This window comes from Escherichia sp. MOD1-EC7003 (genome assembly GCF_002965065.1).
In the GTDB taxonomy this organism is placed as follows: Bacteria; Pseudomonadota; Gammaproteobacteria; order Enterobacterales; family Enterobacteriaceae; genus Escherichia.
This window is the reverse complement of record NZ_PTRE01000059.1, coordinates 48,230-72,696: the sequence shown is the minus strand read 5'-3', so window position 1 is coordinate 72,696 and position 24,467 is coordinate 48,230. Positions and strand designations below refer to the sequence as shown.

Annotated in this window: 23 protein-coding genes, 3 tRNA genes and 4 pseudogenes; 9 read left to right on the top strand and 21 right to left on the bottom strand. The window is 50.1% G+C overall.

All coding sequences use genetic code 11. The features are described from left to right. Positions 1-42: 42 nt before the first annotated feature. From A7090_RS11455 to A7090_RS11405, 10 genes and pseudogenes are all read right to left on the bottom strand, one after another. Positions 43-117: pseudogene (locus A7090_RS11455) on the bottom strand (IS1 family transposase); the annotation flags it as partial. Next, positions 117-267 (bottom strand): annotated as a pseudogene (locus A7090_RS11450) (IS1-like element transposase); the annotation flags it as partial. The pseudogenes A7090_RS11455 and A7090_RS11450, both read right to left, overlap by 1 nt. 120 nt (positions 268-387) lie before the next feature. Continuing rightward, positions 388-1,350, bottom strand: coding sequence for a GTPase (gene yjiA / locus A7090_RS11445; protein WP_105274108.1), 963 nt, complete (start codon positions 1,348-1,350; stop codon positions 388-390). 10 nt (positions 1,351-1,360) lie between these two features. Then, a complete protein-coding gene (locus tag A7090_RS11440; protein ID WP_000467859.1) occupies positions 1,361-1,564 on the bottom strand; it encodes a YbdD/YjiX family protein in 204 nt (67 codons plus the stop codon). Between the two features lie 119 nt (positions 1,565-1,683). After that, complete coding sequence (btsT, locus tag A7090_RS11435) at positions 1,684-3,834, bottom strand: pyruvate/proton symporter BtsT (protein ID WP_105274107.1); 2,151 nt, start codon at positions 3,832-3,834, stop codon at positions 1,684-1,686. Between the two features lie 269 nt (positions 3,835-4,103). Then, positions 4,104-4,217, bottom strand: a pseudogene (gene hpaC / locus A7090_RS26170) (4-hydroxyphenylacetate 3-monooxygenase); the annotation flags it as partial. A 211-nt stretch (positions 4,218-4,428) separates the two neighbouring features. Next, the gene (locus tag A7090_RS11420; protein ID WP_105274105.1) at positions 4,429-5,706 is read right to left on the bottom strand and encodes a TRAP transporter large permease; all 1,278 of its coding nucleotides are present in this window, start codon (positions 5,704-5,706) and stop codon (positions 4,429-4,431) included. Beyond that, positions 5,691-6,176 carry a TRAP transporter small permease gene (locus A7090_RS11415; protein ID WP_105274104.1) on the bottom strand — a complete coding sequence of 162 codons (486 nt, stop codon included), beginning with the start codon at positions 6,174-6,176 and terminating at the stop codon, positions 5,691-5,693. Before A7090_RS11415 ends, A7090_RS11420 begins: the two co-directional genes overlap by 16 nt. 71 nt (positions 6,177-6,247) lie before the next feature. Continuing rightward, on the bottom strand, positions 6,248-7,252 hold the full coding sequence (locus tag A7090_RS11410) for a C4-dicarboxylate TRAP transporter substrate-binding protein (protein ID WP_105274103.1): 1,005 nt from the start codon (positions 7,250-7,252) through the stop codon (positions 6,248-6,250). 189 nt (positions 7,253-7,441) lie between these two features. Then, a pseudogene (locus tag A7090_RS11405) lies at positions 7,442-8,355 on the bottom strand (GntR family transcriptional regulator). Between the two features lie 138 nt (positions 8,356-8,493). Here A7090_RS11405 and lgoD point away from each other — a divergent pair. Continuing rightward, a complete protein-coding gene (gene lgoD, locus A7090_RS11400; RefSeq protein WP_105274102.1) occupies positions 8,494-9,516 on the top strand; it encodes an L-galactonate oxidoreductase in 1,023 nt (340 codons plus the stop codon). 137 nt (positions 9,517-9,653) lie between these two features. On the opposite strand, the gene opgB is transcribed toward lgoD, so the two are convergent. From opgB to A7090_RS11370, 6 genes are all read right to left on the bottom strand, one after another. Beyond that, complete coding sequence (gene opgB / locus A7090_RS11395; protein WP_105274101.1) at positions 9,654-11,945, bottom strand: phosphatidylglycerol--membrane-oligosaccharide glycerophosphotransferase; 2,292 nt, start codon at positions 11,943-11,945, stop codon at positions 9,654-9,656. Between the two features lie 253 nt (positions 11,946-12,198). Then, on the bottom strand, positions 12,199-12,693 hold the full coding sequence (yjjA, locus tag A7090_RS11390) for a DUF2501 domain-containing protein YjjA (protein ID WP_105274134.1): 495 nt from the start codon (positions 12,691-12,693) through the stop codon (positions 12,199-12,201). Positions 12,694-12,741: 48 nt separating this feature from the next. Beyond that, entirely contained in the window at positions 12,742-13,479 is a 738-nt protein-coding gene (gene dnaC, locus A7090_RS11385) for a DNA replication protein DnaC (protein WP_105274100.1), read from the bottom strand. Positions 13,480-13,481: 2 nt separating this feature from the next. Next, positions 13,482-14,021, bottom strand: coding sequence for a primosomal protein DnaT (gene dnaT / locus A7090_RS11380; RefSeq protein ID WP_105274099.1), 540 nt, complete (start codon positions 14,019-14,021; stop codon positions 13,482-13,484). Positions 14,022-14,128: 107 nt separating this feature from the next. Beyond that, positions 14,129-14,602 carry a threonine/serine exporter gene (locus A7090_RS11375; RefSeq protein WP_105274098.1) on the bottom strand — a complete coding sequence of 158 codons (474 nt, stop codon included), beginning with the start codon at positions 14,600-14,602 and terminating at the stop codon, positions 14,129-14,131. After that, complete coding sequence (locus tag A7090_RS11370; RefSeq protein ID WP_105274133.1) at positions 14,593-15,363, bottom strand: threonine/serine ThrE exporter family protein; 771 nt, start codon at positions 15,361-15,363, stop codon at positions 14,593-14,595. The genes A7090_RS11375 and A7090_RS11370 overlap by 10 nt, the downstream gene beginning before the upstream one ends. Before the next feature lie 618 nt (positions 15,364-15,981). On the opposite strand from A7090_RS11370, the gene A7090_RS11360 reads away from it, so the two are divergent. Both A7090_RS11360 and bglJ read left to right on the top strand, forming a co-directional pair. After that, complete coding sequence (locus A7090_RS11360; protein ID WP_105274097.1) at positions 15,982-16,707, top strand: helix-turn-helix domain-containing protein; 726 nt, start codon at positions 15,982-15,984, stop codon at positions 16,705-16,707. Then, positions 16,665-17,342 (top strand): DNA-binding transcriptional activator BglJ, encoded by a 678-nt coding sequence (bglJ, locus tag A7090_RS11355; protein ID WP_105274096.1) that lies wholly within the window; start codon positions 16,665-16,667, stop codon positions 17,340-17,342. Before A7090_RS11360 ends, bglJ begins: the two co-directional genes overlap by 43 nt. Positions 17,343-17,380: 38 nt before the next feature. On the opposite strand, the gene fhuF is transcribed toward bglJ, so the two are convergent. Continuing rightward, positions 17,381-18,169 (bottom strand): siderophore-iron reductase FhuF, encoded by a 789-nt coding sequence (gene fhuF / locus A7090_RS11350; protein WP_105274095.1) that lies wholly within the window; start codon positions 18,167-18,169, stop codon positions 17,381-17,383. A gap of 140 nt (positions 18,170-18,309) precedes the next feature. On the opposite strand from fhuF, the gene A7090_RS11345 reads away from it, so the two are divergent. Next, positions 18,310-18,546, top strand: coding sequence for a DUF1435 domain-containing protein (locus A7090_RS11345; RefSeq protein ID WP_123056948.1), 237 nt, complete (start codon positions 18,310-18,312; stop codon positions 18,544-18,546). Between the two features lie 39 nt (positions 18,547-18,585). Here A7090_RS11345 and A7090_RS11340 read toward each other — a convergent pair. The 4 genes from A7090_RS11340 to rsmC all read right to left on the bottom strand — a co-directional run bounded on the left by A7090_RS11340 (position 18,586) and on the right by rsmC (position 20,128). Beyond that, a tRNA-Leu gene (locus A7090_RS11340) sits at positions 18,586-18,672 on the bottom strand. 33 nt (positions 18,673-18,705) lie between these two features. Then, a tRNA-Leu gene (locus A7090_RS11335) sits at positions 18,706-18,792 on the bottom strand. Between the two features lie 28 nt (positions 18,793-18,820). Further along, positions 18,821-18,907: transfer RNA gene (locus A7090_RS11330), tRNA-Leu, on the bottom strand. A 189-nt stretch (positions 18,908-19,096) separates the two neighbouring features. After that, positions 19,097-20,128 carry a 16S rRNA (guanine(1207)-N(2))-methyltransferase RsmC gene (rsmC, locus tag A7090_RS11325; RefSeq protein WP_105274093.1) on the bottom strand — a complete coding sequence of 344 codons (1,032 nt, stop codon included), beginning with the start codon at positions 20,126-20,128 and terminating at the stop codon, positions 19,097-19,099. Between the two features lie 102 nt (positions 20,129-20,230). On the opposite strand from rsmC, the gene holD reads away from it, so the two are divergent. The 5 genes from holD to osmY all read left to right on the top strand — a co-directional run bounded on the left by holD (position 20,231) and on the right by osmY (position 24,429). Then, on the top strand, positions 20,231-20,644 hold the full coding sequence (gene holD / locus A7090_RS11320; protein WP_105274092.1) for a DNA polymerase III subunit psi: 414 nt from the start codon (positions 20,231-20,233) through the stop codon (positions 20,642-20,644). After that, positions 20,613-21,059 (top strand): ribosomal protein S18-alanine N-acetyltransferase, encoded by a 447-nt coding sequence (rimI, locus tag A7090_RS11315; RefSeq protein ID WP_105274091.1) that lies wholly within the window; start codon positions 20,613-20,615, stop codon positions 21,057-21,059. Before holD ends, rimI begins: the two co-directional genes overlap by 32 nt. Before the next feature lie 14 nt (positions 21,060-21,073). Continuing rightward, entirely contained in the window at positions 21,074-21,751 is a 678-nt protein-coding gene (gene yjjG / locus A7090_RS11310) for a pyrimidine 5'-nucleotidase (RefSeq protein ID WP_105274090.1), read from the top strand. A gap of 90 nt (positions 21,752-21,841) precedes the next feature. After that, a complete protein-coding gene (prfC, locus tag A7090_RS11305) occupies positions 21,842-23,431 on the top strand; it encodes a peptide chain release factor 3 (RefSeq protein ID WP_105274089.1) in 1,590 nt (529 codons plus the stop codon). A gap of 392 nt (positions 23,432-23,823) precedes the next feature. After that, positions 23,824-24,429: a molecular chaperone OsmY gene (gene osmY, locus A7090_RS11300; protein ID WP_105274088.1), complete on the top strand. Its 606-nt coding sequence runs from the start codon at positions 23,824-23,826 to the stop codon at positions 24,427-24,429. The last annotated feature ends 38 nt before the right edge of the window (positions 24,430-24,467 follow it).

Genomic DNA, 24,467 nt, shown 5'->3' with positions numbered 1-24,467 from the left:
AACTGGCTAAAGGTCTTAAAACCGAGGCCGACCTCAATCAGTTTGATGCCCGGTTTTACCCTGACCATGTTTTTTAACGGATTCGGTCTGCTCACAAAAAGGGCATTTTACGTCAACTTACTGCCGACAAAGCTCCATTGCTCATCAAGTTCGCAGATAAGGGCCACATCTGCATGAGCGACCGGAGAGGATGTTATTCGCTTTGGCGCGAGTTTTTAACGTCCGAATGACGGTGTTAATACCGATTTTGAGCGTCCTTGCATGGTCTGACGCCAAACGCGGCAATTTTTTGCCAAATTCAGGTATTCACGCGCAATAAAACTTAGCGGAGGGGAGCACGTCGTTCTGTTTCCCCCTCACTGCTAAATGGAGCATACACTCAACCTTTCACGATGACTTCCTCAACCCCGCAAACGCCGCCCGAATCTCTTCCTCCGGCAGCTGAATCCCGATAAACACCATCGTGCTATGCGGTTTTTCATCGCCCCATGGGCGGTCCCAGTCGGCGCTGTAGAGGCGCTGGACGCCCTGGAACAACAGGCGGTTAGGTTCGCCGTCAATCCATAGCATCCCTTTGTAACGCAGCAGTTTATCAGCCGACTCCAGCAGCAGGTTTTCCATCACCCGGGAAACTTCGCTGATATCTACCGGGTAATCCAGTTCCACCACAATCGACGAAATATCGTTTTGTTTATCCGCGATAAAGTGGAAACGCGGTTTGGTGCTGACGACGTTTTCTTCCAGCATAAAACCGTTGGTGTTGAAGAGCAGGCCCAGGTCGATATCGCCGTGGGTGACGGTGTAGACCGGCGCACGGGCATTGATGCGCGTCAGGCGTTCACGCAGTTTTTCTGCTTCGCCTGCGACGTCGGTTTTGGTCAGCAGAATACGGTCGGCGTAGCCGACTTGTGACTGGGCGATGGTGAACTGGTTCATCTGCTCATCGGCATGTACTGCATCTACCAGCGCAATCACCCCGTCCAGCAGGTAACGCTGGCATAAAATCTCATGGGAGAAAAAGGTCTGAATAATCGGGCCGGGATCGGCCATGCCGGTGCATTCAATCACCAGACGGTCAAACTGAATATTGCCCTTATCGAGATTATCCAGCAGGTCGAGTAGCGCGTCCTCCAGCTCATTGGAGCGCGAACAGCAGATGCAGCCGTTGGTCAGCGTTTTGATCTGCGTGGCGCGATCGCCAATTAATTGATCATCAACGGAGACTTCGCCGAATTCGTTTTCAATCACGGCAATCTTGTAGCCGTGCTGTTCATTAAGAATATGGCGCAGCAGAGTGGTTTTGCCCGCGCCTAAAAAACCGGTGAGTAGGGTAACTGCAATCGGGTTCATGCTCTCTCCATTAACAACAGCGCATACCGCCTTTACCATCGCCGCCGTAGCGCGCGTTCTGGCGTTCGCGGAAGAATTCTTCATAGCTCATGTACGGCTTGTCGGGATGGTTGGTCTTCATATGCTCGACGTAGTTGTCGTAGTCTGGAATGCCAATCAACATCTTCGCCGCCTGGCCGAGATATTTTTTTGCCTGTCCTAAGTTACCAAACATTTTGCCTTCCAGATATGCGTAAAGCCCGGAAGGTCTCCGGGCCGGGGATTTGCCGGATGCGGCGTAAACGCCTTATCCGGCCTACGGTAGACATTTTGTAAGCCGGATAAGGCAACCGGTTAGTGGTGCGAAGAGATCTTCACGCCGCCTTCCGGGATTGGAACATACGGTGTTTCTTTGTCAGTACGTTTGTCGCTGTTACGCACCTTCAGCCAGGTTTTGAAACCGTAGAAGATGATGCTGTACACCACAATCAGGAACAGAATACTCAGACCTGCGTTGGTGTAGTTGTTCACAACGATGTGGTTCATGTTGGCAATCTGCTGCGCCGTCAGGTCAGTACCGTTAGCAATCTTCTCTTTGTACTGGCTTGCCATGTAGAAGAAGCCTTCCATCTGCGGATTGCTGCTGAACAGTTTCAGGCCCAGCGCCCAGGTGGTGCAGATAAGCAGCCATACAGCCGGAACAACAGTTACCCAGATGTATTGGGTGCGCTTCATCTTAATCAGCACAACGGTGCCCAGTACCAGCGCCACGGCTGCCAGCATCTGGTTGGAGATACCGAACAGCGGCCACAGGCTCTTAACGCCGCCCAGCGGGTCAACCACACCCTGATACAGCAGGTAGCCCCACAGACCCACACAGCCCGCAGTACCGATGATACCGGCAACCAGGGAGTCGGTTTTTTTCAGGAACGGGATGAAGTTACCCAGCAGGTCTTGCAGCATAAAGCGGCCAGAACGAGTACCCGCATCCAGCGCGGTCAGGATGAACAGGGCTTCGAACAGAATACCGAAGTGATACCAGAAGCCCATGTCAGCCATCGGCAGCACTTTGTGGAACACGTGAGCGATACCTACCGCCAGTGTCGGCGCACCACCTGCACGGTTCAGGACAGAAGGCTCACCAATGTCTTTCGCGGTTTGCAGGATCTGCTCTGGCGAAATCACGAAGCCCCAGGAGCTGACGGTCGCTGCCGCGTGTGCGGTAACGTCTTTCAGCTGCGCCATGATGATCGGCGCGTTCTCGCCACCCATTTCATGCAGGTTAGGCATGGTGATGCCGAGGCCAGCAGGCGGGGTGTTCATCGCGAAGTAAAGACCCGGTTCGATGATGGACGCAGCAACCAGCGCCATAATCGCCACGAAGGACTCCATCAGCATTGCGCCGTAGCCAATGAAACGCGCGTCGGTTTCGTTAGCCAGCAGTTTCGGCGTTGTACCGGAAGAGATCAGAGCGTGGAAGCCAGATACCGCACCACAGGCGATGGTGATGAACAGGAACGGGAACAGAGCGCCTTTCCACAGCGGGCCAGTACCGTCGATGTACTGGGTCATCGCAGGCATTTTCAGTTCCGGGTTCAGTACGACGATACCCAGCGCCAGGCCGACGATAACGCCGATTTTCAGGAAGGTCGCCAGATAGTCGCGCGGGGCGAGGATCAGCCACACTGGCAGCAGTGCGGAAACAAACGCATAGCCAATCAGCGCGAAGGTAATGGTGGTGTCTTTAAAGGTCAGTGCCGGACCCCAGTACGGATCGTGAGCAATTACGCCACCGAAGTAGATAGAGGCAACCAGCAGCACGATACCAATAACAGAGACTTCACCCACACGCCCCGGACGGATAAAGCGCATGTAGATACCCATAAACAGCGCAATCGGTACGGTTGAGCAAACAGTGAAGACACCCCACGGGCTTTCGGCCAGGGCTTTAACCACAATCAGCGCCAGTACGGCAAGGATGATTATCATGATTAAGAAACAGCCAAACAGCGCGATAGTTCCTGGTACTGGCCCCATCTCTTCTTTGATCATCTCACCGAGAGATGCGCCGTTACGGCGAGAGGAGATAAACAGCACCATAAAGTCCTGTACCGCACCGGCCAGCACGACCCCCGCCAGCAGCCACAGCGTGCCAGGCAGGTAGCCCATCTGCGCGGCGAGCACCGGACCAACCAGCGGACCAGCACCGGCGATAGCGGCGAAGTGGTGACCAAACAACACGTAACGGTTGGTCGGAACATAGTTCAGACCGTCGTTGTTAATAACCGCAGGCGTCGCGCGCGTGGGGTCGAGTTTCATCACCTTCTGGGCGATGTACAGACTGTAGTAGCGATAAGCCACCAGATACACCGATACAGAGGCGACCACGATCCACAGGGCACTGACGTGCTCCCCCCGACGTAATGCAACTACCGCGAGGCAGAATGCACCGATGATTCCGAGAATCACCCAGGGTATGTGCTTGAATATCTTTTTAGTATCCATAGTAAAACCTGGCATGTATTGATTAATAGTTGGCCGAAGCCGTTCTAGGTTTGCGTTGCGTTTGAGGAGGTAAATTGACCGCTATCCTGCAATGATGTTGCCAGAGTTACGCGCGCGTAAAGTAAGGTAAATAACTGAGTGGTTATATTAGGGACGTAAGCGGTCAGGAATGGCGGTGAGCGGTTGGGCAAGAATTATTCGTTGGGTGGATATGTGATTGAGATCACAATAAAAATACCCCTTCGATGGATACGTGAAGGAGCTGGCGCTTAAATCGCAGTTTTCATTTCCAGCATCACTGGATGGAAATGGCGTTTAAAGTAGATAAGTCCGTGACCTTCTGCACTGAGGATGATGTTTTTAATCTCCACCAGATACACCATAAATCGTTCGGTAATGCAGGAGATGATATCGATGCTATAAGCCATGGGAATAGCACGGATTCGAAGAAGATTGATACGTTGTACCATAAACTGCCGCTATAGAGTGTGGCCCTCACAAAGATGTAAGTTTGCAGCAACAAAAACCGCTTCAACGCTGTTAACTGTATATATCGCAGGAGAGAAAGCGGGTGGTGATCCCGCCTTTTGTTGATTACAGCGCAGGTAAAAATGTCGTCAGCGCCGGAATAAAGGTGATCATTAACAGTACAATTACCAGCGCTAAGAACAGCGGCATGACTTCACGGATGAAGTCCGCAATTTTTGTTCCCGTGATCGATGTTGCAACGAACATTACCGTCCCCATTGGCGGCGTCAGGCAACCGATAGCCAGGTTGAGGATCATCATCACGCCAAAGTGGATAGGATCAATGCCGAGCATCCGTACCGTGGGCATCAGCAGGGGGACGAGCACGATAATCGCTGCGTTACCTTCAATAAACATGCCCAAAAACAGTAATACCAGATTGACGATAAGCAGGAATACATACGGATTATCAGAAAACCCGGTCATCATCACAGCAACGTCCTGGGCTATCTGTTCGTTGGTGAGTACCCACGCCAGCGCTGAGCACGTCATGATGATCAGCATTACGCCCGCCGTGGAGCGTGCCGTTTCCAGTAGTGATGCGCCGATGTCTTTTAACGTCATTTCACGGTAGAACACGGTGCCGATGATAATGACAAATACTACTGCGATGGCACCAGCTTCTGTCGGAGTAAAGATACCAAAGCGGATGCCGCCAATAATCACCAGAATTAATATCAGGGCTGATGTGGCGCCTTTACCCGTTTCCCATAGCTCCCGGCAGGTTGGTCCATGATCTCTTGCTGGCATATAACCACGCTTTTTCGAAATCAGGTAAATAGTCACCATCAGCGCAACGCAGCATAAAAGGCCGGGAATAATCGCTGCCATGAACATTTTGCCGATCGACACGTCGGCCACAAAGCCGTAAATAATCAACGCGATACCGGGAGGAATGATCGGCGTGATTAACGATCCGGCGGCGGTTACGGCGGTAGAGAAGCTTTTGCTATAGCCGAGTTTAGTCATCTCCGGCACCAGCATCTTTGACAGCATCGCACAGTCGGCAAGATTAGACGCTGAAAGCCCACCCATCATGGTGCTCAATAAGACGTTAGACTGCGCCAGGCCGCCAGGATAATGCCCGGAAAGCACCTCGGTGAAGCGTAACATCCGATGAGTGATCCCCGTGTAGTTAAGCAGGTTGCCGAGCAAAATAAAGAATGGGATCGCCAGCAAGGTGACGTTCTCTCCGGCACCGATAATTCGTTGGATAGCAATAAGGGGGGAGATATCTCCGTCCATAAAGAAGTAAATCAGGATCGCAACCATCACGCTGATAAAAATCGGCGTATTAATCATGAACAGAAAGAGTAAAACAATACAGGCTATCGCGACGGACATACGGCCTCCCTGCGTTTTAATTGTTGCAGATCTTGCCAGAGATGTTGCAGGCAAAAGAGCACCATCATCGCGGCACCCACGGGTACAGCAAAATCAATATACAAGTACGAGATGCCGAGAAGCGGGGTAATTTTATCTTCCGCGATCAGCGACAGCTCATAGCCGAGGTAGCCGAAAATCGACAGCGAAACGATGGCAATAAGATGGGTGATAAGAGCAACAGATAAACGCCAACCTTCCGGCATCATGGCGGTGAAGGCATCAATACTGACGTGCATTCGCTGGCTCATGGCAGAGGCAGCACCCAGCATAATCAACCAGATATAACAGATAATCAGTACTTCTTCGCCCCAGATTAATGGCGCGTTAAACAGCCAGCGCATCAGGACGGCGAGAACCGTTATCAGCACAATGCTGACAGCCGCAAGGCTTGCCAGAATGTCGCTAAGTTTGTTGAGTAATGGGAACATAGGTATTCCTTCCAGCGAACGATCAATAGAGAAATAAGCCTGCGCAACCGGTAAGTTGCGCAGTTTCTACGTTACTGGGCGATAATTTCTTGGGTTTTTTCGTACAGGCCGGGTGTCCATTCCGGGAATTTTCCGTAGAACGATTTGGATGCCTCTTTAAACAGATTGCGATCAACTTCTACTACCGTGACGCCTTCTGCTTTCATTTTTTCAATCAGCATCTTTTCCTCTTTTTGTATCAGATCGGTGAGGTATTTCCCGGCTTCATCGCCAGAGCTTACCAGTGCGGCCTGGACATCAGGCGGCAGTTTTTTGTAGGTTTTACTGCCCATCACCAGGTTGGTGACATTCTCAACATGACCAGTGAGGATCAGATACTTAGCGGCTTCATAGTGTTTTTGCCCGTACAAAACAGGGATCGGGTTCTCCGCACCATCAATAACTTTTAAATTCAATGAGGTATAAACTTCTGCAAGCGGCAGCGGCGTAGGCGTTGCGCCCATCGCTTTCATACCTTCAATCTGAATACGGTTATTTGGTACGCGAATTTTCAGCCCATGCAAATCTTCCGGCTTGGTGACCATTTTGGTGGTCAACATATGGCGTGTACCGTAGAGCCAGTCTTTAGTCACAATATGTAGACCCTTCGCATCGAGCTTGTTTTCGAGATCTTTGTACCAACCGGATTGATTCAGACGGAAAATGTCCTGATAGTTTTTGCCAACGTAAGGGCCAAACATGATGCCAAAATCTGGTACATAATCAGAGAAAAATGCACCATCGGCGAGGGTAATGAGTGGGCTACCCAATTTCATCTGTTCGATAACGTCTTTTTTAGACCCTAATTGTGAACTCGGGTAAGGGATTAGTTCTCCTTTGCCGCCCGTTTTTTCACTGAATAAACGCGCCCATTCACGGATTGCCTGATCAAAGGGTTCTCCAGGGTTATTTTCATAAGCCACTTTTAAGGTATATTCTGCTGCCGCTTCGGCAGATTGACTGAAAGAGAAAGTGGCGATTATTGAGCCAACAGCGAGCGCCAGTAGGGTATTTCTTTTATTAGATGTCTGACTCATTATTGCTCTCCGTGAAATTAATCTTATGAGTTTATTTATTTGTGGTTGTGTTATGTGAATATATACGAACTATTCGCATGGTTTTATTTCTATGAATTTAAAGTTGAGCCTAAGAGCTCTCAGTCTGGCGCCATATTTTTTTTCAAAAAATTGTGGTTACGGTAATGCTTTTTTGTTTTTAATCGGTATTTAAAGCGAGCGTCCTTTTTTGCAGGTGGTGTTGATAGCGTGGATCATCGACTGTCTTGCGGTTTGTAAATGCTGGCGTAAGGCCGCCGTGGCGCTCAGATCATTACGGCAGATTAGCGCGCTGAGAATAGTCATGTGTTCATTCACTGCAATGATATTTCGTTGTTTGAGATCGCTTTCATCCCATTGATAATGAAAGTGAAAAATGACAGATACAATTTCCAGCGAGTGATCAAAAAAGACATTTTCTGCCGCGCTGAGCAGCAGATTATGAAAGTCGCGATCCAACACTGAGAACATCCGGTAGTTATCGCTGATGTTGTCACGCAGTGCACGGTGGCGTTCCAGCAAATCCTGAGCTTTTTGCCAGCGAATGTCGCCATCTGGCAAATTGAGAAAACGTTGCAGAGAATGCGTTTCGAGCATCTCACGCAGCTCAAACAGCTGCTCGGCGTAGGATTGATCGAACTGTTTCATGCTCCATTGGCCGCGCTTTTCGCTTTGAATAAGATTATAACGGCCAAATTTTAAAAGATATTCCCTTACTACCACTGGGCTGACACCCGCGCCAGTTGCAGTTCAGAAAACGTTTCCCCAGGGCGTAACTGGCGCTGGTTTATCATCGTGAAAAAAGCCTGCTCAAACACTTTGTTTTGTTCACTCATTGAAGCGGTAGTGCAGGCGAAACCGTCATCGTGGTCAGGTTTACGTACAATAACATCGTCGTTTCCGACCTGCGTCAGGACGCCGCATTCGCGTAAGTGGCTGAGAATATGACGCACTGTGGTGCGACTGATGTTGTACATTTCCGCCAGCGCACTTTGCGATGGAAGTGGGGAAGGGATATGACCCCGCGCCATATCATCAATGACCTGGTTAATCACATTGTGGCGTAAATTTTGTGAACGACTCATATTTTCCTCCTTGTGAGTCCATTAAAACCCGATTTAAAACATTTTTATGCGTGTGTTTTCACAAAACAGATTTTCCGTTCCGCTGCCATTTTTCATTTTCATTGATATCTAAGGCAACAAAAGATGGAGAGCCGAATCATGTCTACGATGAATGTTTTAATTTGCCAGCAGCCGAAAGAATTAGTCTGGAAACAACGCGAGATACCTATTCCAGGTGACAATGAAGCATTAATAAAAATTAAGTCTGTCGGGATTTGTGGTACCGATATTCATGCCTGGGGTGGAAATCAACCATTTTTTAGTTATCCACGCGTTTTAGGCCATGAAATATGTGGGGAGATTGTTGGGCTGGGTAAAAATATTGCTGATCTTAAAAATGGACAGCAAGTTGCCGTGATCCCTTATGTTGCTTGTCAGCAATGCCCGGCGTGTAAAAGCGGTCGTACCAATTGCTGTGAAAAAATTTCAGTCATTGGCGTGCATCAGGATGGCGGTTTTAGTGAGTATTTGAGCGTGCCGGTGACGAACATTTTGCCCGCAGACGGTATTGACCCGCAGGCAGCAGCGTTGATTGAACCTTTCGCTATTAGCGCTCATGCGGTGCGCCGTGCAGCCATTGCTCCCGGCGAGCAGGTGCTGGTGGTCGGGGCGGGGCCAATCGGTCTGGGGGCGGCGGCAATCGCTAAAGCCGATGGCGCACAGGTGGTGGTGGCAGATACCAGTCCGGCGCGCCGTGAACATGTGGCAACGCGTCTGGAGTTGCCCGTGCTGGACCCGTCAGCCGAAGATTTTGACGACCAGCTGCGGGCGCAGTTTGGTGGTTCGCTGGCGCAGAAAGTGATCGACGCGACAGGTAATCAACATGCAATGAATAATACCGTTAATTTGATTCGTCACGGCGGCACGGTGGTATTTGTCGGCCTGTTTAAAGGTGAGCTGCAGTTCTCCGATCCGGAATTCCATAAAAAAGAAACCACGATGATGGGCAGCCGAAACGCTACGCCGGAAGATTTCGCTAAAGTCGGTCGACTGATGGCAGAAGGGAAAATTACTGCCGACATGATGTTGACCCATCGCTACCCGTTCGCCACGCTGGCAGAAACCTACGAGCGTGATGTGATTAACAATCGTGAGTTAATTAAGGGCGTCATTACTTTCTGATAATGCGGGATTATTAACGTTGCCATGCAGCGTCCGGGGACGTGTTGGGCGCTGTTTTTTCTGTGTCTCAATAATGTGTTGTAGGACGGAGAAGACGTGTAGGTCGCGCCTTCTCCGTCCTACAAATCAGTCAGAAATTATCCTTCACGTTCCACCACTTTAATTTCCACCATACCAATACCAAGCTTACGCGGCGAGTGTCCGAGGATATTCCCTTCGTTGGTTGAGACGGGTTCTGGTGGCACAATTACTAGCGTGTCAGCATCGGTTGGGTTATCGAAATGTAGGGTGGTAGTGGACACTTCATTGCCCAGCACGATGGTTTGTTCTTCATTGCCTACGCGTACCGGGATGGGACGGCTGGCGTTATTGCCGTATGCTTTGGCGGTAATCACCAGGTCAAATTTCTTCGGCAGCGGATGCTTGTACTCGATTTTTACTTCATCGCCCAGCTGCGCGTTGGACCAGCGGCCCCACGACTCCGGACGGGAAATCCCGCTAAACTGTTTCACCTCTTCCGGCGCACCGGCGACATTAAAAATGAAACTGTCGGCTTTGTAGCGAATATCGTTATCAACAATCTTCAGCGTCTCGACATTGCCTTTGTAACGCGCCATATCGATGACAGTATCTTTAAATGCCGTTTTGCCCTTCCAGGTTGTTTTGTCAACATGCTGAACAATTTGCTGACCGCCAAGCTGCCCTTGCGAGACACACCAGTCGGTAGAGAGTGCCAGTTCCGGAGCCCATAACTGCGCCATCTTATAGCAACGATCAACCCAGACGAAATTGTCACGTGGAGCAAAATCGGCCAGCTGGAAACGCAGCGGCGCTGAGTATTCACTTTCTGGCAGTGGTTCTACGCGTTTGTCTGAAACCCGCAACAGCAGCGGCAAACGGAAATGGCTACCCGAGAAGGCAATCATGTTTTTCTGCTGGTCGATGGTAAACTCTTTCATCTCTTTAGGAAATTTCCACAGGCGGATGATATCCGGCTTCCACGCCAATGTTTTCTCTTTGATATTGAGGAAGATTTCCGACATCGACTGCCCGGATAAACTGCTACGACCAAGTCCGAGATAGTTATCGCCACCGAGAATGTCCAGCACCGTCGCGCCGTTATCCATCGTGTTACGTTTCACCGCCAGCGTCTCTTGCTGCGGCTTGTCGCCACGGATGACAAAAAACAGGTTATTGCGCTCCTGCTTATTGAGGTATTTCCACGCCGTGTTATTCATCGCTAAATGGTCAGAAGAGACGACGATGACGGTATCTTTAAACCACGGTGATGCTTTGATTTTGTTGATAAACGTTGCGATGTTCTCCTGGCTGCAACTTACTGCGCTGAATGACTGATTTGGCTTACCGTCAAAATCATATTTTTTGCGGTTACAGGTGCGCGAAATAAAACCATCCGGGTGATGGGTATCGACCGTCAGGGTAAACAGTGAGAATCGCTGACCAGAGCGGGAAAGCTCTTCAAACTTTTTCCACGCTTCATCCAGCACGGTATCGTCGTAGAATCCCCAGTCGTTGCGATAGTGCGGGTCTGCTACCACGCTTTTCAGCTCTTCTGAGCCGTATAAGTGGTCGAAGCCATGCGACTTCAGGAACACATCTTTGCCCGCAAAACGCAGATTTGCGCCCTGCACGAAATAGTTCTGATAACCCGAGTTTTTCAGGATATCGCCCAGACAAATGTTCTGCGGGAAGAAGCTGGAGACAGAGGAGGAGGCGTTACCTTCAAATGGGGCAAACAGCGGAATGCCGCACTGAGAAGCCACCATGCCCGCAATCGTGTAATCCGTTCCCGGCAGCTGCTGTGTATGGCTGAAATCCAGTCCTTCATTTTTTAACGCGCCCAGTTCAGGCGTGAGATCCGGGAAAGCCTCGTTATCAAAATAGGTCCGCTCGAGACTTTCGCCGTAGATATATACCAGGTTGAGTTTTGGGTCAGGGATAGTTTTCGACGGTTCTTTATAATAAGCCGCAAAGTCCGGATCGCCGTCGCGTGACTGGGATTTTACCAATTCTGTTATCTGACGAAATGCCGGGCTGGCGTCCACCGAACCCAGAGCCAGTAAGAGCGCCAGCAGGCTGTAACCAAAATGGTGCGGATGATGACGACGACGACGCAGGATCCACCCCAACGCACCGAATACTGCCGTCAGCCCCAGCACAATGCCGATACCCGGCAGAATGTATTTGCTGACGCCAGCACCGGTCAGGCTGTTGGTTAAGGTATAGAGAACCGCGTCGTTAATACCATCACCAGTAAAATAGTCGCTGGCAAACAGGGTGATATTTAAAACGACAAATAACCCCAGCACCGTTAAGGTGGCTGCAAACCACCAGGTGTTACGTCCTGCTTTCCATGCGTAAATCAGCACAGAGGCGAGAAAAAGGGCGAAAGAGAGTAGTTCTGACAACGGGCGATCCTCACTAAACCGGGCCGTTTAGCCAACGTTTAAGCTTTTTTAGACGCTCAATGTAATGGCGCCGCCATATTGCTGCAATTCTAGTGTCAAAAAAATGCGATGTTGTTAGGAATTAGTTTATAAAAAGACTTTTTTGATCACGCTCGCTTCCCGTGTAACAGGGGGAAAAGCGTCCAGGGGCAGGGAAAAGGGCGGGGGAGAGCCGCGTCAGCCGGGGAACAGCTAAAACGCGGCGTTTCGCGGTTCAGGAAATGAAGTTCAGCCCCTGCTTTAACACCAGATCGCAGGCTTTGGTTTTCACCTTTTCTGCCAGTGGAGTCGTTCCGATGTTATCCAGATTGAGTTGCTGACCATCTTTGGTTTTCAGCAACCCCTGAATGCCGTCCAGATAGTTGGTGTCTTCTTTTTGCTCTTCACTGTTCAGGCCCAGCTTTTCCAGCACCTGATTCTTGATGTTTTCTGCATCGGTTACCGAAGCCAGCTTTTGCTTCGCGCAGTATTGCAGAATGCCTGCGGCATTGTTCATGTTATTTGCGCTTAAGGCCTGGCTCCCGCGACTAAGCAAGTTAGTTAATGAAGCGAGCGACCAACCGCCTTCCTGTGTCGTGCTGTTTTGGTTGCCAAGTTCGCTGGCGGCGCTGGAGAGCGCATCTTTCCAGGATGCAGCATGCACCCCGGTAGAAATTAATGCGCTGGCGGCAATTGCACAGCACAAAAGGTGTTTAACAGTTTTCATCATCATTACTCAAGGTGGAATTGTGGCGCAGTATAGCGCCAGAAACGGCGATTAATACTCTTTACCCGTTACCCGACTACGGTAGCTATCCCAGTTGAAGATCACCCACAAACTGTTACCCAGGCGCATACGATCCATCACGCGTTCGCCCAGCAACTTGGTCATTTCTTCCATATTACTGTTGGTCAGCATCCCGGTTGGGCGTTTGGAAGAAGAACGGCGATCGACGATCTGGTTGATGATCACTTTTTCGTATTTCGATTCGGTCTGCACGCCGATCTCATCGATCACCAGCAGATCAACGTTGCTCAGATCGTTAAGCAGTTGTTCTTCGCTGGTACTGCTATTTCTGAAGGTATCTTTCATTGCCGACATAATATCGGCCACGGTGATAATCAATACGGATTTACCGCGTAGCAGTAGCTCGTTGCAGATTGCCGCCGCCAGATGGTTTTTGCCGGTTCCAGGCTTGCCAGAAAAGATGAAGCTGGCGATGTTGCCGTCAAACTCTTCGACATACTGGCGCGCTTTGCTTAACGCATTCATCTGCCCTTCACACTCAACGCGATAGTTCTCAAAGGAGCAGTTCTGATGCAGTGGGCGAATACCGGAGCGGTTGAAAGTGCGCTGCATTTTCATCGCCCGATTTTCACGTTCGAGAGCGGCAGAGCGGAGCGCCCCTTGTTCTTTCTGCCAGGCCAGTAGTTCTTCACCCGTTTTGAATGCAGGTTTGATATGGGCAGGCATCATTTTTTGCAGGCGTTGCATCAGATCGCCAACGTTTTTCATCGTTACCCTCTGAATCCTGGTGGAATTTGGCTGTCAGGTTCGCTGACCGTATTCACATCTCGTTTCGGCAGCCCACCGTTGCTGGCACGACCGATTTGCAGGCTGCGCGCCAGTTTTTGTTGCCACTGCACATGGTGAAAGACTTTACCTTCTGCCTGCCAGTAGGCAATGAATGAGGCCAGTTCTTCGGTGGTCACTGGCTCTCTTAGCGCCATGCCCCATAGCGCCGCCAGGCGGATAAAGTCGGCATCGGGTTGCCATTCCGGATACATGGCGAACTTACCCATTGGTACAGCAACGGGAGCGGTTGGTGGTTCCTGATAGAGTTGATCGTCCAGAGCGACATCGCTTCCCGGACGCGCCAGCTTTTCTTCCAGCGCCAGCAGTTCAGCCAGGCGTGCAGGCGTGATGGCATAAAACGCCGGGGCATTGTTAGCAAATACGGCAACCATACCGCCTTCAGCTTTTGCCAGAACGGTTTGGTGATCCTGTACCAGGGCGTCAATACCAACGACGTCCGGGGTCAAAACTCTGGAAGACATACTGTTTCTCAAATATGGAACGATGAACGAGAAGGGAGATAACTTTTATAGTAACACACGGAGGAGAGGTGGCTGTCTCTCATCCGCGTGCCTTAAGCGAGGCAATTTTATACGCGAGGGCGCTTGCGGTACAACCATAATCCAGGAATGGAAAGGCCGATGGATAACGCGCCAACAATCGATGACGCTGTAAGAAAGTTGGTTAACAGGGTAATCATCAACGGTTCGCTGTAACCTAACTGGCTGATTTTCACCGCCGAAATCATTGCGGTATAAGCAGAGATACCAGGGAACATAGGGATAACGGCCGCTACGGTAAATACTTTCGGATGCGCCAGATACCAGCGCGACCATTGAATACCGATGGTGCCGACCAGCATAGAGGCCATAAAAGTTGACCACTCAATATTTAGCCCGCTGGTCATTAAGATCATTCGGGAACCATGACCAATCGCGCCAAGCAGCGCACACCAGCGTAACGCCCGAACGGGAACGTTAAACACCATCGCAAAGCCGACCGCAGGAATGGCGGCGAGGAGCATATCCTGCGCCAACGCTAACAGAAATTCGATCACACCCATCCGCGTAGCCCCCAAATCGTCAGTGCCATCACCACGCCGACGCAGGTCGCCAGCGTCAGAAGACTGGCGATCGCCCAGCGTGCCAGTCCGGTATTGATGTGGCCTTTAAACATATCGGCGACGGCATTAATCAACGGAAAGCCCGGCACCAGCAGCAGAACGCTGGCGGCCATCGCAATGGTGGGTGTATTGCTGAAAGTGGGGAGCTGTAAAAGCAAACCGGAAATGGTGGTGGCGGCGAAAGCGGTGAGGCAAAAGTTGATCTGCGGATGAAGGTGGCGTTGTGCCAACAGCTGGCGGATATACATCGCGGCCATACTGGCAAAGAAGGTGATGACGGCACCATCCCAGCCACCGTTATTGAGTTTACAGAAACAGGCGCAAGAAAGGCCAACCATTAAGGCTACCAGCCATCTTGGGTAACGTAATGGCTGAATTTGGCTAAATCGTTTCTCGACGCCTTTGTAATCCAGCAGATGATGCTCTGCCAGAATCACAATGTGCTGGACTTCAGTCACCACATGCATATTAATGCCGCGATCGTGATTTTTACGTGTCGATGTCAGGCATTGCCCATCTTTAATCGTTGTCAGCACGATGGCGTTTGAAGAGATAGAACTTTCGACGCTGTCCATCCCCAACGCCCGACCCAGTCGTGAGGAAAGCTCATCAACCAACGCGCTTTCCGCACCATGTTGCAAAAGAAATAATCCACACTGGATACAAAGCCGTGTTACGGCTCGCTGTTGCTCAGTTTGCATAACTCGCCCTTTGTCATAGACGCGCTGCGTATTGTTCAGATAATGAGAATCCATTTGTATCATGAAGCATGGCTGTTTTGAGGGAGGTTAAGATCAAAATTGCGCTGATTAATCCTGGTTATAGGAAGAAGCATCGGTGATGAAAAAGTGAATTATCACTTGCCGCAAATAACTATCGCATGAATATTATCACTGTAATGAATTAATTGTTTGGCCTTTACGAATCAGGATAATAGATGGCTGCGCGCGGTTTTTAATTTTAACAAGTTAGAACCATCAGATTTTATTGAATAAATATTGGTTTCGTGATTTTTATTCTGTGGGAAGGGATATCATTTAATTATAAATTGAATGAATGAAATTTCTGTTTTTCATTAAGTATTTCTAACAACTTAATTTAGATATTTTAAATGTCTCCAGGCTATTTCACCAGGTTATCATTTGATGCTAACCTTCTGACACATGGAGTGGAGTTGTTGTGCAGCAGGAGTATGCTGATATGAAAGTGAATACTAAGGATAATTTATTCGCGTAGTCTATTGATTTGTTGGAATCATTTAAGGAATGAATGTCCTGAATAAGCCATCATGATTTTTAGACAGTGGATGTGGAGGAAATATGTTGCCAGGATGCTGCAAAAATGGAATTGTTATCAGTAAAATACCTGTTATGCAAGCAGGGTTAAAAGAGGTCATGAGGACTCACTTCCCTGAATATGAAATAATATCCAGCACCTCAGCAGAGGACCTTACTTTATTACAATTACGTCGCTCCGGATTAGTCATCGCTGATTTAACCGGTGAAAGTGAAGATCCACGTTCTGTTTGTGAACATTATTATTCTTTAATTTCACAATATCGGGAAATTCACTGGGTTTTCATGGTGTCTCGTTCCTGGTATTCCCTGGCCGTAGAACTGCTTATGTGCCCTACGGCGACGTTATTGTCCGATGTTGAACCCATTGAGAATCTGGTTAAGACCGTACGTTCCGGCAATACGCACGCAGAGCGTATCAGCGCCATGTTGACCTCTCCGGTAATGATTGAAACTCATGATTTTAGCTATCGCTCCGTCATTCTCACTCTTTCAGAACGCAAAGTGCTGCGGCTATTAGGCAAAGGATGGGGTATCAACCAGATAGCTTCATTGCTTAAGAAAAGTAATAAAACTATCAGCGCCCAAAAAAACAGTGCGATGCGTCGACTAGCAATTCACAGCAACGCTGAAATGTATGCATGGATAAATAGCGCGCAGGGGGCAAGAGAACTTAACTTGCCTTCTGTTTATGGAGATGCCGCAGAATGGAACACAGCCGAATTAAGAAGAGAAATGTCGCTCTCATAGAAAAATGCGTCATGAGCAGTATCGGTATTGAGAGTTTATTCAGAAAGTTTGCGAGTAACCCTTATAAGCTCCATACCTATACTAGTCAGGAATCATTTCAGGATGCTATGTCGCGGCTCTCATTTGCGGCGGTCATTTTTTCTTTTTCTGCCATGAGAAGTGAGCGCAGAGAGGGATTATCTTGCCTGACCGAACTGGCGATTAAGTTTCCGCGAACCCGGCGTTTAGTTATTGCGGATGATGATATTGAAGCTCGGCTGATTGGTTCACTGTCGCCATCACCGCTGGACGGGGTATTAAGTAAAGCGTCGACGCTGGAAATTTTCCATCAGGAACTTTTTTTGTCATTAAATGGTGTGCGTCAGGCGACCGATCGACTGAACAATCAGTGGTACATTAACCAAAGCCGGACGCTAAGCCCGACGGAGAGAGAAATATTGCGCTTTATGTCGCGTGGCTACTCAATGACACAAATTGCCGAGCAGCTTAAACGCAATATCAAAACGATCCGCGCGCATAAATTTAATGTGATGTCGAAACTGGGCGTCAGTTCTGATGCAGGATTGTTGGAGGCCGCAGATATTCTGTTATGTATGCGGCATTGCGAAACAAGTAACGTGTTGCATCCTTTTTAATATGCCTAATGCCGGGTTTACTTCCCCGGCAACGTTTTCTATTTCAGCGTACAATCCCCACATTGCTGAACATCCGGTAAGCGATAACGCTGGCAGCAAGTGCGCCGCACCAGCAGGCCGTCGCGCAGCACCACTGTACGCCAGAGTGGATTATCTTCACCGGTAGTGAGCGTTTTCTCAAAAAAGAGGGCATGACGCAGCGATTCAACCGTTGCCTCGCCGAGCAGCTGCTTCATCTCTGTCAGATACCAGTTGATCAAATAACCGGTATTACTCCAGATAAGTTTACCGTTAATCTCTCTAGTGGCTTCTAATGCCTGCACTACCGGAACCAGCGTCTGGCTGATTAACGTTTCCATTCGCTGCTGCGGCGAATGTGGTGTTGCGTTTTTATCTTCACACACATCGACCCAGAAACAGGCGGCGCGTCCGGTTTCGTGAAACTCAACGTGGAAATGTTCCGGGGAAAGGTCTAATGCTTTTTCCTGCGTTAACAGAGCCAGCATTAATGGTGGCACCATCAGGCCGATATACCATTGCGCCCACAGTGAGATCAGCGGTTTGTTCTCGCGGATCATCAAGGGTTGGTTACGGTAGATATGATCAGAATAGACCGCCAGTAGAGAACTTAGCGCATTCGGTGATGACCATTGCGCCAGCGTCATGGCGTTTAGTGGGGCGGGTTCATCCAGACGGATAAACTCCAGCAAATGTTCACGATGTTCGGCGATCGTCGCACGTACTGCTTGTGCAAGCTCAGTATCCTGCGGCTGGAGATGCGTTCGCCAGATAACATCTTCAAAGAGCGGTGCGGAACGATAAGCCATAATCGTGATAGCAATCTAAATGATAATGATTGCTAATCCTATCGATAGGTCTACCCGATAGCAAGGGATTTCTCTGACTTGCAAATGATAAAAATTATCATATGATATTAGTTATCATTATCAATGAAAGAGATGAAACCATGTTGCAACGTACGCTGGGCAGTGGCTGGGGAGTGTTGCTGCCGGGATTGCTGATTGCAGGGCTGGCATATGCGGATTTATCGCCGGATCAGTGGAGGATTGTGATTCTGATGGGATTAGTGTTGACGCCAGTGATGCTGTATCACAAACAGTTACGGCATTACGTTTTGCTACCATCGTGCCTGGCGCTTATTTCTGGCGTCATGCTGACGATAATGAACTGGAATCATGGATGATAAAACAGGGGAAAAGACAAGAAAGGAAGTAAAGATAATTGGTGCGAGGGGGGGGACTTGAACCCCCACGTCCGTAAGGACACTAACACCTGAAGCTAGCGCGTCTACCAATTCCGCCACCTTCGCACAGTCATCTTACTTTTTTGATATCGCTTCGTTTGGTGCGAGGGGGGGGACTTGAACCCCCACGTCCGTAAGAACACTAACACCTGAAGCTAGCGCGTCTACCAATTCCGCCACCTTCGCCCAGTGCGAGCAATATCAACGTGGTTTTTGGTGCGAGGGGGGGGACTTGAACCCCCACGTCCGTAAGGACACTAACACCTGAAGCTAGCGCGTCTACCAATTCCGCCACCTTCGCATACCATCAATTCTTAAAAAGAATTGCTACCACGGAGGCGCATTCTAGTGGTTTTCAGCTTTTCGTCAATAGTTAATTATCGACGGAGGTGTAATTGCTGGAAAAATATTCATCAGGAGGCTAACGTGCAGGTTTGGTTGGTCGGATAAGGCGTTCACGCCGCATCCGACAAGGCTTGCGGCGAGATATTTAACCTTTCTTCGCCTGGCGGGTCATAATGGCGCGATACACCTTGAAACGCCCGGTTTGCGCGATAACTTCGTGGAAGCCAAATGTCTCATCCAGCACGTCCGGATAAGGCAGGAAGGCGTTCGCTACAATTCGCAACTCGCCGCCGCTGTTAAGATGACGCACTGCACCGCGAATCAGCGTTTGCGCCGCATCCAGGCTGGTTTGCATCCCATCGTGGAACGGTGGGTTGGAGATGATCATATCAAAACGACCTTTCACCTCAGAAAAGACGTTGCTGGCAAAGACTTCACCTTCAATACCGTTGGCCGCAAGTGTTGCACGGCTGGCTTCTACCGCTGGCGCAGAGACATCGCACAACGTGAGACGAATCTTCGGTGAGTGGCGCGCAAAGGCAACCGAAAGCACACCCGCGCCGCAGCCGACATCCAACACTTTACCTTTGGTGTGCGGAGTTAGTGTCGAGAGCAGCAACTGGCTACCGACATCCAGACCGTCGCGGCTAAACACGCCCGGCAGCGTTTTGACCGTCAGGCCATCCACGTTATATTCGCCCCAGAATTTATCGGCATCAAACACGGGTTGCTTTTCCAGACGACCAAAATAGAGGCCACAGCGACGGGCGCTGTCTACCTTATTCAACGGCGCATAATCTGCCAGCATTTGCTCGGCGCTGCGCACGCCGCTGCGGTTCTCGCCCACGACAAAAATATCCGTCCCTACCGGCAGCAGAGAAAGTATATTCATCAACTGGAACTGGGCTTCTGGTTTGTTCTTCGGCCAGTAGTAAATCAGCGTATCGCAATCTGCGACGTCATCTGCCGTGGCGATCAGACTAAAGCGGGCGTTATCACCCATCTGGCGACTTAACACCTGCCAGTGGTGGAATTGCTGGGTATGAGCACGACTGGTCGCGGTATCTAAACGCGCGGGCAGGTCATCCTGTAAGTCTCCGGCAAACAGAATACGGCTTTGTTCGAAATCATCACTGTGACGCAGCAAGACTTCACTTGCCGGGGTAAATGCAGACATGGAATGCTCCTCAATTGATACTGGCGGCGATTATAGCCATATGTTGGCGCGGTATCGACGAATTTGCTATATTTGCGCCCCTGACAACAGGAGCGATTCGCTATGACATCCCGACGAGACTGGCAGTTACAGCAGCTGGGCATTACCCAGTGGTCGCTGCGTCGCCCTGGCGCGTTGCAGGGGGAGATTGCCATTGCGATCCCGGCACACGTTCGTCTGGTGATGGTGGCAAACGATCTTCCCGCCCTGACCGATCCTCTGGTGAGCGACGTTCTGCGCGCATTAACTGTCAGCCCCGATCAAGTGCTGCAACTGACGCCAGAAAAGATCGCGATGCTGCCGCAAGGCAGTCGCTGCAACAGCTGGCGGTTGGGTACTGACGAACAACTATCACTGGAAGGCGCTCAGGTGGCATCACCGGGGCTCACCGAATTACGGGCAAACCCAACGGCACGCGCCGCGTTATGGCAACAAATTTGCACATATGAACACGATTTCTTCCCTCGAAACGACTGATTTACCCGTGGCTTTCCACATTGAACAACGCGCCCACGCCTTTCCGTGGAGTGAAAAAACCTTTGCCAGCAACCAGGGCGAACGCTATCTCAACTTTCAGTTGAGGCAAAACGGCAAAATGGCGGCGTTTGCGATTACGCAAGTGGTGCTGGATGAAGCTACATTGTTCAATATTGCTGTTGATCCCGACTATCAGCGTCAAGGACTGGGAAGGGCGCTGCTGGAACATTTGATCGACGAACTGGAAAAACGCGGCGTGGCGACGCTATGGCTGGAAGTCCGTGCTTCAAACGCTGCTGCCATTGCTCTGTACGAAAGTTTAGGCTTTAACGAGGCGACAATTCGTCGCAACTACTACCCCACCACGGACGGTCGCGAAGACGCCATCATTATGGCGTTGCCAATCAGTATGTAAGACAAGGTGGAATAATGAAGTGGGACTGGATTTTCTTTGATGCCGATGAAACGCTGTTTACCTTTGACTCGTTCACCGGCTTGCAGCGAATGTTTCTTGATTACAGCGTCACCTTTACCGCTGAAGATTTTCAGGACTATCAGGCCGTTAACAAGCCTCTGTGGGTGGATTATCAAAACGGCGCGATCACTTCATTACAGCTCCAGCACGGGCGTTTTGAGAGCTGGGCCGAACGACTGAACGTCGAGCCGGGTAAACTCAACGAGGCCTTTATTAATGCGATGGCAGAAATCTGCACGCCCTTGCCGGGGGCGGTTTCTCTGCTTAACGCCATTCGTGGCAATGCTAAAATTGGCATCATCACCAACGGTTTTAGCGCCTTGCAGCAAGTGCGTCTGGAACGCACGGGCCTGCGTGATTATTTCGATTTGCTGGTGATTTCCGAAGAAGTTGGCGTTGCCAAACCGAATAAGGAAATTTTCGATTATGCGTTGGAACAGGCGGGTAATCCTGACCGTTCACGCGTGCTGATGGTTGGTGACACTGCCGAGTCCGATATCATTGGTGGTATTAACGCCGGGCTTGCGACCTGCTGGCTGAATGCGCACCATCGTGAACAACCAGAAGGCATCACGCCCACCTGGACCGTTTCTTCGTTGCACGAACTGGAGCAGCTCCTGTGTAAACACTGATTGCCTCCCCCCCATTGATGGGTAAAATAGCCGCAATTTTTCGTTTTCAACAAGCGCGGCGCAATGCCGCTTACTCAAGAAGAAAGAATTATGACGTTGTCTCCTTATTTGCAAGAGGTGGCGAAGCGCCGCACTTTTGCCATTATTTCTCACCCGGACGCCGGTAAAACCACCATCACCGAGAAGGTGCTGCTGTTCGGACAGGCCATTCAGACCGCCGGTACGGTAAAAGGACGTGGTTCTAACCAGCACGCCAAGTCGGACTGGATGGAGATGGAAAAGCAGCGTGGGATCTCCATTACCACGTCTGTGATGCAGTTTCCGTATCACGACTGCCTGGTAAACCTGCTCGACACCCCGGGGCACGAAGACTTCTCGGAAGATACCTACCGTACCCTGACGGCAGTGGACTGCTGCCTGATGGTAATCGACGCTGCAAAAGGTGTTGAAGATCGTACCCGCAAGCTGATGGAAGTTACCCGTCTGCGCGATACGCCGATCCTCACCTTTATGAACAAACTTGACCGTGATATCCGCGATCCGATGGAACTGCTCGATGAAGTTGAAAATGAGTTGAAAATCGGTTGTGCGCCAATCACCTGGCCGATTGGTTGCGGTAAATTGTTTAAAGGCGTTTACCACCTTTATAAAGATGAAACCTATCTTTATCAGAGCGGTAAAGGTCATACCATTCAGGAAGTCCGCATTGTTAAAGGGCTGAATAACCCGGATCTCGATGCTGCGGTTGGTGAAGATCTGGCACAACAGCTGCGTGACGAGCTGGAACTGGTGAAAGGCGCATCTAACGAGTTTGACAAAGAACTGTTCCTTGCGGGTGAAATTACTCCAGTGTTCTTTGGTACTGCGCTGGGTAACTTCGGTGTCGATCATATGCTGGATGGCCTGGTGGAGTGGGCGCCTGCGCCGATGCCGCGTCAGACTGATACCCGTACTGTAGAATCGAGCGAAGACAAATTTACTGGCTTCGTATTTAAAATTCAGGCCAACATGGACCCGAAACACCGTGACCGCGTCGCGTTTATGCGTGTGGTATCTGGTAAATATGAAAAAGGCATGAAGCTGCGCCAGGTGCGCACCGCAAAAGATGTGGTGATCTCCGACGCGTTGACCTTTATGGCGGGCGACCGTTCGCACGTTGAAGAAGCGTATCCGGGCGACATCCTTGGTCTGCACAACCACGGCACTATTCAGATCGGCGACACCTTTACTCAGGGTGAGATGATGAAGTTCACCGGTATCCCGAACTTTGCGCCGGAACTGTTCCGTCGTATCCGTCTGAAAGATCCGCTGAAGCAAAAACAGCTGCTCAAAGGGCTGGTACAGCTTTCCGAAGAGGGGGCGGTGCAGGTGTTCCGTCCGATCTCCAACAACGATCTGATTGTTGGTGCGGTTGGTGTGTTGCAGTTTGATGTGGTGGTATCGCGCCTGAAGAGCGAATACAACGTTGAAGCCGTGTATGAGTCAGTCAACGTTGCCACTGCCCGCTGGGTAGAATGCGCCGACGCGAAGAAATTCGAAGAGTTCAAGCGTAAGAACGAAAGCCAACTGGCGCTTGATGGCGGCGATAACCTTGCATATATCGCCACCAGCATGGTCAACCTGCGCCTGGCGCAGGAACGTTACCCGGACGTTCAGTTCCACCAGACCCGCGAGCATTAATTCTTGCCTCCAGGGCGCAGCAGCCGCTGCGCCCTGTCAATTTCCCTTCCTTATTAGCCGCTTACGGAATGTTCTTAAAACATTCACTTTTGCTTATGTTTTAGCTGATATCCCGAGCAGTTTCAAAATTGTGATCTATATTTAACAAAGTAATGACATTTCTGACGGCGTTAAATACCGTTCAATGCGTAGATATCAGTATCTAAAGCCGTCGATTGTCATTCTACCGATATTAATAACTGATTCAGAGGCTGTAATGGTCGTTATTCATTACCCATCGCTTTTGTGATGGCGACCATTGACTTCTGTAGAGGGTGAAGTCTCTCCCTATTCAGCAATGCAACCTCGTGTTGCCTGGCTCAAATTATGAGCAAACATACAGGAATAAATCGATGACTATGACAAGACTGAAGATTTCGAAAACTCTGCTGGCTGTAATGTTGACCTCTGCCGTCGCGACCGGCTCTGCCTACGCGGAAAACAACGCGCAGAGCACCAATGAAAGCGCAGGGCAAAAAGTCGATAGTTCTATGAATAAAGTCGGTAATTTCATGGATGACAGTGCCATCACCGCGAAAGTGAAGGCGGCCCTGGTGGATCATGACAGCATCAAGAGCACCGATATCTCTGTCAAAACCGATCAAAAAGTCGTGACCCTGAGCGGTTTCGTTGAAAGCCAGGCCCAGGCCGAAGAGGCAGTAAAAGTGGCGAAAGGCGTTGAAGGCGTGACGTCCGTTAGCGACAAACTACACGTTCGCGACGCTAAAGAAGGCTCTGTGAAGGGCTACGCGGGTGACACTGCCACCACCAGTGAAATCAAAGCCAAACTGCTGGCAGACGATATCGTCCCTTCGCGTAAAGTGAAAGTTGAAACCACCGATGGCGTGGTTCAGCTCTCCGGTACCGTAGATTCTCAGGCACAAAGTGACCGTGCTGAAAGTATCGCCAAAGCGGTAGATGGTGTGAAAAGCGTTAAAAATGATCTGAAAACTAAGTAATTCGTCGTAATTCGACCTCCCGAACTTTGTCGGGAGGC

Bases quoted from the DNA above. Each gene is read 5' to 3' on its own strand.
- yjiA (WP_105274108.1), bottom strand. From the start codon at position 1,350: ATGAACCCGATTGCAGTTACCCTACTCACCGGTTTTTTAGGCGCGGGC.
- A7090_RS11440 (WP_000467859.1), bottom strand. From the start codon at position 1,564: ATGTTTGGTAACTTAGGACAGGCAAAAAAATATCTCGGCCAGGCGGCG.
- btsT (WP_105274107.1), bottom strand. From the start codon at position 3,834: ATGGATACTAAAAAGATATTCAAGCACATACCCTGGGTGATTCTCGGA.
- A7090_RS11420 (WP_105274105.1), bottom strand. From the start codon at position 5,706: ATGTCCGTCGCGATAGCCTGTATTGTTTTACTCTTTCTGTTCATGATT.
- A7090_RS11415 (WP_105274104.1), bottom strand. From the start codon at position 6,176: ATGTTCCCATTACTCAACAAACTTAGCGACATTCTGGCAAGCCTTGCG.
- A7090_RS11410 (WP_105274103.1), bottom strand. From the start codon at position 7,252: ATGAGTCAGACATCTAATAAAAGAAATACCCTACTGGCGCTCGCTGTT.
- lgoD (WP_105274102.1), top strand. From the start codon at position 8,494: ATGTCTACGATGAATGTTTTAATTTGCCAGCAGCCGAAAGAATTAGTC.
- yjjA (WP_105274134.1), bottom strand. From the start codon at position 12,693: ATGATGAAAACTGTTAAACACCTTTTGTGCTGTGCAATTGCCGCCAGC.
- dnaC (WP_105274100.1), bottom strand. From the start codon at position 13,479: ATGAAAAACGTTGGCGATCTGATGCAACGCCTGCAAAAAATGATGCCT.
- dnaT (WP_105274099.1), bottom strand. From the start codon at position 14,021: ATGTCTTCCAGAGTTTTGACCCCGGACGTCGTTGGTATTGACGCCCTG.
- A7090_RS11375 (WP_105274098.1), bottom strand. From the start codon at position 14,602: ATGGGTGTGATCGAATTTCTGTTAGCGTTGGCGCAGGATATGCTCCTC.
- A7090_RS11370 (WP_105274133.1), bottom strand. From the start codon at position 15,363: ATGCAAACTGAGCAACAGCGAGCCGTAACACGGCTTTGTATCCAGTGT.
- A7090_RS11360 (WP_105274097.1), top strand. From the start codon at position 15,982: ATGTTGCCAGGATGCTGCAAAAATGGAATTGTTATCAGTAAAATACCT.
- bglJ (WP_105274096.1), top strand. From the start codon at position 16,665: ATGGAACACAGCCGAATTAAGAAGAGAAATGTCGCTCTCATAGAAAAA.
- fhuF (WP_105274095.1), bottom strand. From the start codon at position 18,169: ATGGCTTATCGTTCCGCACCGCTCTTTGAAGATGTTATCTGGCGAACG.
- A7090_RS11345 (WP_123056948.1), top strand. From the start codon at position 18,310: ATGTTGCAACGTACGCTGGGCAGTGGCTGGGGAGTGTTGCTGCCGGGA.
- rsmC (WP_105274093.1), bottom strand. From the start codon at position 20,128: ATGTCTGCATTTACCCCGGCAAGTGAAGTCTTGCTGCGTCACAGTGAT.
- holD (WP_105274092.1), top strand. From the start codon at position 20,231: ATGACATCCCGACGAGACTGGCAGTTACAGCAGCTGGGCATTACCCAG.
- rimI (WP_105274091.1), top strand. From the start codon at position 20,613: ATGAACACGATTTCTTCCCTCGAAACGACTGATTTACCCGTGGCTTTC.
- yjjG (WP_105274090.1), top strand. From the start codon at position 21,074: ATGAAGTGGGACTGGATTTTCTTTGATGCCGATGAAACGCTGTTTACC.
- prfC (WP_105274089.1), top strand. From the start codon at position 21,842: ATGACGTTGTCTCCTTATTTGCAAGAGGTGGCGAAGCGCCGCACTTTT.
- osmY (WP_105274088.1), top strand. From the start codon at position 23,824: ATGACTATGACAAGACTGAAGATTTCGAAAACTCTGCTGGCTGTAATG.